6 protein-coding genes are annotated in these 8,884 nt (G+C 71.7%); 5 read left to right on the top strand and 1 reads right to left on the bottom strand.

The window, feature by feature from the left end; translation table 11 throughout:
• The 5 genes from D7X55_RS30005 to D7X55_RS29985 all read left to right on the top strand — a co-directional run.
• A partial coding sequence (locus D7X55_RS30005) for a LamG domain-containing protein (RefSeq protein WP_147470265.1) occupies window positions 1-2,238 on the top strand: 2,238 nt, incomplete at its 5' end.
• A gap of 98 nt (window positions 2,239-2,336) precedes the next feature.
• Window positions 2,337-2,489, top strand: a complete 153-nt coding sequence (locus D7X55_RS30000; protein WP_233610154.1) for an RCC1 domain-containing protein — start codon at window positions 2,337-2,339, stop codon at window positions 2,487-2,489.
• 107 nt (window positions 2,490-2,596) lie between these two features.
• The gene (locus D7X55_RS29995) at window positions 2,597-4,132 is read left to right on the top strand and encodes a hypothetical protein (RefSeq protein ID WP_121724858.1); all 1,536 of its coding nucleotides are present in this window, start codon (window positions 2,597-2,599) and stop codon (window positions 4,130-4,132) included.
• Between the two features lie 63 nt (window positions 4,133-4,195).
• Window positions 4,196-5,767, top strand: a complete 1,572-nt coding sequence (locus tag D7X55_RS29990; protein ID WP_147470264.1) for a hypothetical protein — start codon at window positions 4,196-4,198, stop codon at window positions 5,765-5,767.
• Between the two features lie 4 nt (window positions 5,768-5,771).
• Complete coding sequence (locus tag D7X55_RS29985; protein ID WP_121724856.1) at window positions 5,772-7,511, top strand: Hsp70 family protein; 1,740 nt, start codon at window positions 5,772-5,774, stop codon at window positions 7,509-7,511.
• Window positions 7,512-7,514: 3 nt separating this feature from the next.
• Here the strand turns inward: D7X55_RS29985 and D7X55_RS29980 are convergent, their stop codons facing one another.
• Window positions 7,515-8,750: an acetyl-CoA C-acetyltransferase gene (locus D7X55_RS29980; protein WP_120547741.1), complete on the bottom strand. Its 1,236-nt coding sequence runs from the start codon at window positions 8,748-8,750 to the stop codon at window positions 7,515-7,517.
• Window positions 8,751-8,884: the final 134 nt, after the last annotated feature.

The following is an 8,884-nucleotide window of genomic DNA, read 5'->3' as shown; positions in this document are numbered from 1 at the left end:
GCCCAGCCCTACGCGCTGTCGAGCGGCGTCGCCGTGTACCAGCCGTTCATCTTCGACTCGATGATGTTCAACGGCGACAACGTCTTCCGGCGGCGCACGACGGACATCCGCGTGTCCCAGCCCTTCACGACGTCCGCGGAGGTTGCGTCGTTCAGCACCGGCCCGCTGGAGACGCTGCGCACCGTCACCGGCGCCACGATTCGCGGCATCGAGCCGACGATGACGTCCGACGGCCGGCTGCTCATCTGGCAGGGTGGGCCCGCGAACAATGGCGCCATCGACCACATGATGTACGCGTACAACCCCACGCCGTGCGCGGCCTCGGGCTGGAGCAACCCGCGTCCGCTGTCGATGATGTTCAACGACACGAACGCGGGCGTGAAGCGCTACCCGCTGTCGTGGAAGCGGCTGAAGGCGGCCACGGGCGAGGACTTCGGCGACACGACCTCCGGCGCGCTGGTGCGCGGCGCCTACGCGTGGGTGGACCACGAGGGCCGCAACCTCCTCTACATCGCCGTCACGTACACGGACGGCGCACGGCGCGAGGCGGTGAGCCTGGTGGGCGCGGACACGAACTGGACCGCGTACCACATCGATGGGGCCATCAACACGGACCGCATGGACATCGCGCACCTCTTCTATTCGGGGCCCATGTGGAACTTCGAGCAGGAGCGCCTGCCATCGCAGAGCTTCCCGCCCGGACAGAGCAACGCCGCGCACTATCTGCCCGTCACCAAGACGCACGACGTGCTGGCCCTCTTCGGCAGCAACACGTCCGACTACAACGAGGTGGACCTGGGCGAGCTGATGGACCCCTTCCACCTGCTCTTCCTGCCCATGAACGAGCTGGTCACCCGCGCGGGCGCGTATGACCTGACGCGCACGCCGGACCTGTCCGGCCGCTTCTTCACCGGCACGCTGGTGGGCAGCGCGTCCATCTCGCCGGGCAATGCGCTGACGCGCTCGTCACCGGACTCGCTGTGGCAGCCGCACGGCAAGGGCAAGGCGCTGGTGCTGCCCGGCGGCGGCGCGCTCTCGGTCAACCTGGCGGACCCCTCCGGCACGGTGCCCGGCGTGGGCGCGTTCGTGCGCGGCCTGTCGGTGGAGTTCGCGGTGCGGCCGGACGCGGACATCCAGCAGGGATGCACCACCGGCAATCCCTACCGCTACCTCCTGCAGAAGGCGGGCGGGCTGGACGTCATCTACGAGGCCAGCAACCAGGTGCAGTTCTCCCTGGTCGTCAACGGCCAGCGTGTGCGGCTGGGCGGAAGCCCCGTGCTGCCCGTGGGGCAGTGGAGCCACCTGGCCTATACGTGGGACGGCACCACCGGCGCCTTCACCGAATACCTCAACGGCGTGCCCACCAACCGCGCGCTGCCCGTCGCGCCGGGAACGGCCCGGCTGGGCACGGGGACGCTCTACCTCGGCGCGGGCTCGAACCTGGACACGCAGCGCTGCCCGGCCAATGGCGAGGGCTCGTTCCGGGGCGCCATCGACGAGGTGCGCATCTTCTCGCACGCGCGCTCCAACCGGAGCATCTGCATGACCGCGCACGGCGCCAACTGCCGCGAGGAGGCCATCCAGCACACGCCCTCCGCGGGCCAGTTCGTGATGAGCGCCCAGGCGCCCGCGTGCACGGGCACCAGCGCCCTGGGCTCGGCGGCGTGCCTGTCCGCGATGCACCGCGTGTGCGCGCAGCGGGGCGCGAGCGATGCGCTGGCGAACACGTCCAACACCTGGAACACCCTCATGCAATTGGTCAGCAACCGGCCGCCCATCTCGCTGGCGGGCGTGCCGGTGTCGTCCACCGCCACGGACCTGACGGTGGCGTGCGCCCCCATCCAGCATGAGAGCGTGGCGGTGACGTTCGAGGAGTTGTCGCGCATCCACGCGGGCTGCACCGACGAGCGCGGCGTGACGAGCACCCACTGCGCCGCCGCCGCGCACCGCTTCTGCAACGGCCAGGGCTGGACGACGGGGCAGGTGTTCGAGGTGACGTCCCGGCCGTGGGTGGGCTGCTTCAACTCCGGGCTCCAGACGGACGTGGAGAAGTCCGTGCTGGGGCCGGTGTCCAACCTGGGCGACTACACCGCTCCGGGGTCGCGCCTGGAGGTGAGCCAGTGGTGCCGCACGCAGGGCTACGGGGCCGGCGTCGTGCAGGAGATTCCTGCCGCCACCAAGGCCCATGTGCACTGCTTCCAACCGGCGGTCACGGCGGCGTGGAAGTACCAGCCGTAAGGCATTGGGGGACGTGACAAACCCTTGCGTTTGGAATGGGACAGACTTGCCTGTCATGGCGAGCCTGTCCCGTTCCAATTCCTTGCAGGGGGAGTGACATGTCGACCGTGCGCGGGCCGGGCGGCTCGCACACGCTGGCGCTCCAGTCGGACGGCACGGTGTGGGCGTGGGGCCTCAACGGCCAGGGACAGCTGTGCACCGGTAACGCAGGCTACCGCGTGGTGCCGTACCAGGTGTCGCCCACGCCCTGAGTGATGGGAGGCGATGACGCTCGCCCGGACCTCATCCACACGGTCCGCGCGGGTGCCCGGGGGGCCCCGCTGTGCGGTGGTTGCGCGCACGCTATCGTGCGGCCCGCATGGACTTCGACGAGGCACTCCGCGAGCTGGGCGTGGACGCGGACCCCGGGGACGACACGGTCCGCCGCACGTACCTGCGCAAGTTGAAGACGCGCAAGCCGGAGACGGATCCGGAGGGCTTCGCCCGCCTGCGCGCAGCGTATGAAACCGTGCTCGCGCGCCGTGAGGGACGCGAGGGGCCGCGCACCCAGGCGGCACCCTGGACCCAGGCCACGCAGCAGCATCCCCAGCCTGGAGCTGCGTCCGCCACGGTGGCGCCGATCCAGGATGCACTGACGCGCTTCCGCGCGGAGTTCTGGGCGCTCCCTCCGGATGCGCCTCCGGAAGTGCTGGTGGACCTGGCGCGCCGCGCGGTGGAGGCCGTGCAGGATGCGGCCGAGCCCCGGCGATGGCTGGTGGCGGCGCTGCTCCGTGCGAACCGCGACAAGGAGGCCCTGGCGGCGTGCCGCGACGCGTACCGGCAGGGCCATGCCGGGTTCCTGTTGGAGCTGGCGCAGCGCTTTCCCCGCGCGCTGGAGGACGCGGAGATCGCGCTGCTGGGACGCGACGCTCCGCACCGCTTCCTCTGGCGGTTGGCGGACCAGCTGCTGGACTTCCATGACGTGGAGCGCGCGTGGAAGGTGGCGCGGGTCGCCTTCGAGCGGACGGGCTCGGCCCCGACGGAGCCGCCTCCACCCCACCCCTGGTTCGTGAACTTCGCGTTGCTGATGCACCTCAACAACCGCCCCGGCCTGGCGCGGGAGTTGGTGCGACGCTACGTGGCGTGGATGGAGCGCGAAGGCAGGTCGCACGCCTTCGAGTCCGGAGACGTGAGCGCCGTCTGGCCGCTGGTGCTGGAGCTGGGAGCCCTGCCGGACACGTTCAACGGCTCGCTGCGCAGGAGCCTCGTGAGGCTCGTGCTCGACCAGGACCTGGAGGGAGCGCGGTTCACGCTCCGGGAACTGGAGAGGAACCTGCCCCAGGGGGCCGTGGACGCGATCCATGCGCTGCGCCAGCATGCCCCGAAGCTGAATCAGTTGTTGGGCGCTCCGATGCTGCCCAGGGTGGGGAACACCGGACCCTCACCGGAGCGCCTTCCGGGCCCCGTTGCTCTCTCGAAGGAGGAGACTGAAAAAGCCTACCGGAACTTCAAGGTGGCGATGGGGGTGGTGGTCGTCGTGGCGCTGCTCGCGGTGGCCGTGAGCGTCCCCATCCTCCGCATGCGCTCGGAGGGGCCGAGCGAGCAAGAGCAGTGGATGGCCTCTGCCCAGCGACAGGGGCAGGTGCTCTGCGAGCAGTTCCGTGGCACGGGCCACCACCCGTTCTGCGTCGGCCTCCGGGCGCTGGTGGCGCGGAGGGAGAGGGGCGACTGCACGCCGATGGACGCGGAGTTCCTCGCGCTGAGGCAGCAGTTGGGGCATCCGTTCGCTCCCTTCCGTGGGAGCAGCCTCCCTGCGTCCCAGGAACGCCAGCGCCCGACGAACGAGGACTTCACGGCCTTCGAGCAGGCGTTGGGGAACGTCTGCCAGGGGGCGGAAGTGAGCCGGGTGCGGTAGGCGCCCGCGCACGCTATCGTCGGCGTCCGTATGGACTTCCAGGAAGCGCTCCGGGAGTTGGACGTGGAAGCCGACCCCGGTGGCGACGTCATCCGCCGCGCGTATCTGCGCAAGTTGAAGACGCGCAAGCCGGAGACGGACCCGGAGGGCTTCGCGCGCCTGCGTGAGGCCTATGAGACGGTGCTCGCGCGCCGCGAGGGACGCGAGGCCCCTCGCACCCAGGCGGCGCCGTTGGAGGAGGCCGCGAAGCCGGCGCCCGAATCCGGGCCCACGTCTCCTGTCGCCGCCACGCCGGCTTCGCTGGAGCGCTTCCGCGCGGAGTTCCGGGCGCTGCCGCCAGATGCCCCTCCGGAGGCGCCGGTGGACGTGGCGCGCCGGGCGGTGGAGGCCCTGCAGGATGAAGTGGAGCCCCGGCAATGGCTGGTGGAGGCCCTGCTCGCCGCGGACCGCGTCCCGGAGGCGCTGGCCGCGTACCGCGACGCGTACCGGCAGGGGCACCTGGGCTTCCTCGCGGAGCTGGCGCAGCGCTTTCCCCGCGCGCTGGAGGACGCGGAGATTTCGCTGCTGGGCCGCTCGGCGCCGCACCGGTTCCTGTGGATGGTGGCGAACCGGCTGCTGGAGCTCGACGAGGTGGCGCACGCGTGGAAGGTGGGGCAGGCCGCCTTCGAGCGGATGGGGAACAACCCCGAGGAGCCGCCCCCGCCCCCCGGCTGGTTCGTGCAGTTCGTGTTGCTGTTGCACCTGAATGTCCTCCCCGGTCCGGCGCGCGAGCTGGCGCAGCGGTACGTGGCCTGGGTGAAGGCGGAGGGGCTGTCGGATGCCTTCGCCTCCGAGGAAGTGGCCCCGCTCTGGCCGCTGGTGCTGGAGCTGAACGCGCTGCCGGACACCTTCAGCGGCACGCTGCGCAGGACCCTCGCGAAGGTCGTGCTCGACGGGCACGTGGAGCGCGCGCGGGCCGCGTTCCTGGCGCTGGCGAAGGTGCGTCCCGAAGAGGCCACGGACGCGGTCCACCTGCTCCGTCAGCACGCGCCGCTCCTGTACCTCGCGCTGGACCGCCCCGCGCCGCCCGAGGCCAGGAAGGACCGGCGTGGCGAGCGCCGGAGGAAGGAGACCGGCCCCTCGCCCAAGGCGGGGGATGCATCGCCTGCCGCACAGGCCCCAAGCCTGCCCGCGCCGAAAGCGGCGAGCGCGGCTCCTGAGCCCGTGGCGGACCCCTGGGGCCCGAAGGGCGCGTCCCGGGGCTTCAAGGTGGCGCTGGGAGTGCTGGGGGTGGTGGCGCTGCTCGTCGTGGCCCTGGTCGTCCAGAACCTCCGCTCCCGTCCCGATGTGGGAAGCCGCGTGCCCGGACAGGAGCGCGTGGAGGCCGCCCGGCAGGCTGCGTTCGGGCTCTGCGTCCAGTTCTCCATCCTGGACCGCAGCAAGGGGTGCAACTACCTCCAGTCGGTGGTGAAGCTGGGGGACCAGGGCGACTGCAAGGCGCTGTACGACGAGCGCATCGCGCTGAGGACGCGGCTGGAGAACCAGCTCGCCGTCTTCGGCGCGAAGGACGACCCGACGCTGCGGGACCGCCAGCGCAAGATGGACGAGGCCTTCACGGCGTTCGAGCAGGCGCTGGGACGGATATGCCAGAGGTGAGACGATGAGCGGTGGTTCAGGCACAAAGCCCATCCTGGGCATCGACCTGGGGACGACGTACTCGCTGGTGGCGGTGCTGCGCGATGGCCGGCCCACCGTGCTGCCCAACGCCCTGGGCGAAATCCTCACGCCCAGCGCGGTCAGCATCAACGCCGCGGGCGAGGTGCTGGTGGGCGCGGCGGCGAAGGCCCACTCGGTCCTGGACCCGGCCTCCGGCGCGGCGGCCTTCAAGCGCGACATGGGCACGGACCGTCAGCGCGTCATCGGCGGCCGGAGCTTTTCGCCGCAGGAGCTGTCCGCGCTGGTGCTCGGTGCGCTGAAGCGGGACGCGGAGGCGGCGCTGGGCGTGACCATCGAGGAGGCGGTGGTGACGGTGCCCGCCTACTTCGGAGACCTCCAGCGGCAGGCCACCCGCGACGCGGGCGCCATCGCGGGCCTGAAGGTCGAGCGCATCATCAACGAGCCCACCGCCGCGGCGCTGGCCTATGGCCTCCACGAGCGCGACCGGGAGATGCGCGTGGCGGTGCTCGACCTGGGCGGCGGCACCTTCGACGTGACGGTGCTGGAGATCATCGAAGGCGTCATCGAAATCCAGTCCTCCGCCGGAGACGCGCGGCTGGGCGGCGAGGACTTCGACACCGCGCTGGCGCGTCACGTGGCACGCGAGGTCCGCATGAAGCAGGACGTGGACCTGGAGGAGCACGCCGCCGCGTGGTCCCGCCTGCGCGAGGCCTGCGAGGCCGCCAAGCGCCGGCTGTCCGCCTCCGAGCGCACGCGGGTGGTGCTGCCGGAGCTGCCGCTGGACAAGGGCCGCCGGCTGACGGTGGACCTGGAGCTCACCCGCGACGACGCGGAGCAGGCGTGGGCGTCCGTGCTGGAGCGCATGCGCGGCCCCATCCGTCAGGCGCTCCAGGACGCGTCGCTCCAGGCGAAGGACGTGGACGAGGTGCTGCTGGTGGGCGGCTCCACCCGCATGCCCTGCGTGGCGGCGATGAGCGCGGAGCTGTTCGGCCGGCTGCCCTTGCGCAAGCTGCCGCCGGACGAGGCCGTGGCGCTGGGCGCCGCGGTGCAGGCCGCGATGAAGGGCGGCGACCGCGCGGTGGAGGACCTGGTCGTCACCGACGTGGCCCCCTTCACCATGGGCGTCGCCACGCTGGCGCAGGCAGGGCGGCAGCACGTCACCGGCGTCTTCAGCCCCATCCTGGAGCGAGGCACCGTCATCCCCACCAGCCGCGTGGAGCGCTACTACACGAGCAGCGACTTCCAGCGGGAGATCCAGCTGGAGATCTACCAGGGCGAACACGCCCGCTGCGAAGACAACGTCAAGCTGGGCGAGTACCGCTTCCAGGGACTGCCGCCCGCGCCCGCGAGCGAGCAGGCCGTGGACGTGCGCTTCACCTACGACCTCAACGGCATCCTGGAGGTGGAGGTGACGGTGGTGGCCACCGGCCGCAAGGAGGCCTTCGTCATCCAGCAGCGCCCCGGCCGCCTCACGCCGGCGCAGATTGAGGAGGCGCGCCAGCGGATGGCGGCGCTCAAGCTGCACCCGCGCGACGCCCTGCCCAACACCACCGCGCTCGCGCGGGCGGATGCGCTGTTCGTCCAGCTCACCGGCCTGCCGCGCGAGGAGCTGGCGTCCGCCATCGCCGCGTTCCGGCTGGCGCTGGAGGCCCAGGAGCCCGGGCGCATCGCGGACATCCGCGAGCGCCTCAACGCGATGGTGCGGGTCCTGCGGGAGCGCTGAGCGCTACACGCGCTCGATGATGGTGGCGATGCCCTGGCCGCCACCGATGCACATGGTGATGAGCGCCGTCTGCTTGTTCGTGCGCTCCAGCTCATCCAGCGCGGTGCCGAGCAGCATCGCGCCGGTGGCGCCCAGCGGGTGGCCCAGCGCGATGGAGCCGCCGTTGACGTTCACCCGCTCCGGGTCGATGCCCAGCGCGCGCGTCGTCTGGAGCACCACGGCGGCGAAGGCCTCGTTGATCTCCCACAGGTCGATGTCGCCCGCCTTCATGCCGGCCATGCGCAGGGCCTTCTCGCTCACGGGAGCGGGGGCGGTGAGCATGATGAGCGGCTCGGTGCCCAGCGTCGCCATGGCGCGGATGCGGGCGCGGGGCTTGAGGCCCTTCTCCTTCACGTAGCGCTCGGACGCCAGCGCCACCACGGCGGCCCCGTCCACGATGCCGCTGGAGTTGCCCGCGGTGTGCACGTGCTGGATGCGCTTCGCTTGCGGGTAGGCGGACAGCGCGATGCCGTCCAGCGTCTCGCCGCTCGGGCCCACGGCCGTCTCGCCCATGGCGATGAACGCGGGCTTGAGCGCGGCCAGGCCCTGCGCGGTGGTGTCCGGGCGCGGGTACTCGTCGCGCTCCAGCAGCACGGCGCCGGTGGCCGGGTCCTTCACCGCGAAGAGGGACCTGGCGAAGCGGTTCTCCTCGATGGCGCGCGCCGCCTGACGCTGCGAGCGCAGGGCCCACGCGTCCACGTCCTCGCGGGTGATGCCCTCCAGCGTCGCGATGAGGTCCGCGCTGATGCCCTGGGGCACCTGGTAGACGCGCTCGCGCAGCCGCACGTTGCCGCCGTCCTGGCCGCCGCCGTCCGCGCCCAGCGACAGGTGGGACATGCTCTCCACGCCGCCCGTCACCACGAAGTCCATGGCGCCGGAGGCCACGCCCATCGCGCCGAAGTTCACCGCCTGGAGCCCGGAGCCGCAGAAGCGGTTGAGCGACACGGCGGACACGCCCTGCGGCCAGCCCGCCGCCAGCACGGCATTGCGAGCGATGTTCGCGCCCTGCTCGTTCACCTGGGACACGCACCCCGCGATGACGTCACCCACCTCGCGAGCATCCCAGCCGCCGCGCCGCTGGAGCGCGTTGAGCGTCTGCGCGAGCAGCTCCTGCGGGTGCAGCCCCGTCAGGGCTCCCTTGCCCATCTTCCCGCGCCCGCGCGGGGTCCGGACGGCGTCGACGATGTAGCTGGCGGTCATGTGCGGCTCCTTTGATGTCGGTCGTAATATTATCGTCGTAATTTGGAAGTCAAGGCGTCCTGGGGTGGGAGAAAGCGCGACGGGCCCGGCGCCTGTGCTGGCACCGGGCCCGCCGTGGGGATGGAGCGTGGGGG

Origin of the sequence: Corallococcus sp. AB049A, assembly GCF_003668885.1 — a bacterium.
GTDB classification, from domain to species: domain Bacteria; phylum Myxococcota; class Myxococcia; order Myxococcales; family Myxococcaceae; genus Corallococcus; species Corallococcus interemptor.
This window is presented reverse-complemented; position numbering and strand designations above follow the sequence as displayed.

Coding starts and splice junctions, on each gene's coding strand:
- D7X55_RS30000 (WP_233610154.1), top strand. CDS start 2,337: ATGTCGACCGTGCGCGGGCCGGGCGGCTCGCACACGCTGGCGCTCCAG.
- D7X55_RS29995 (WP_121724858.1), top strand. CDS start 2,597: ATGGACTTCGACGAGGCACTCCGCGAGCTGGGCGTGGACGCGGACCCC.
- D7X55_RS29985 (WP_121724856.1), top strand. CDS start 5,772: ATGAGCGGTGGTTCAGGCACAAAGCCCATCCTGGGCATCGACCTGGGG.
- D7X55_RS29980 (WP_120547741.1), bottom strand. CDS start 8,750: ATGACCGCCAGCTACATCGTCGACGCCGTCCGGACCCCGCGCGGGCGC.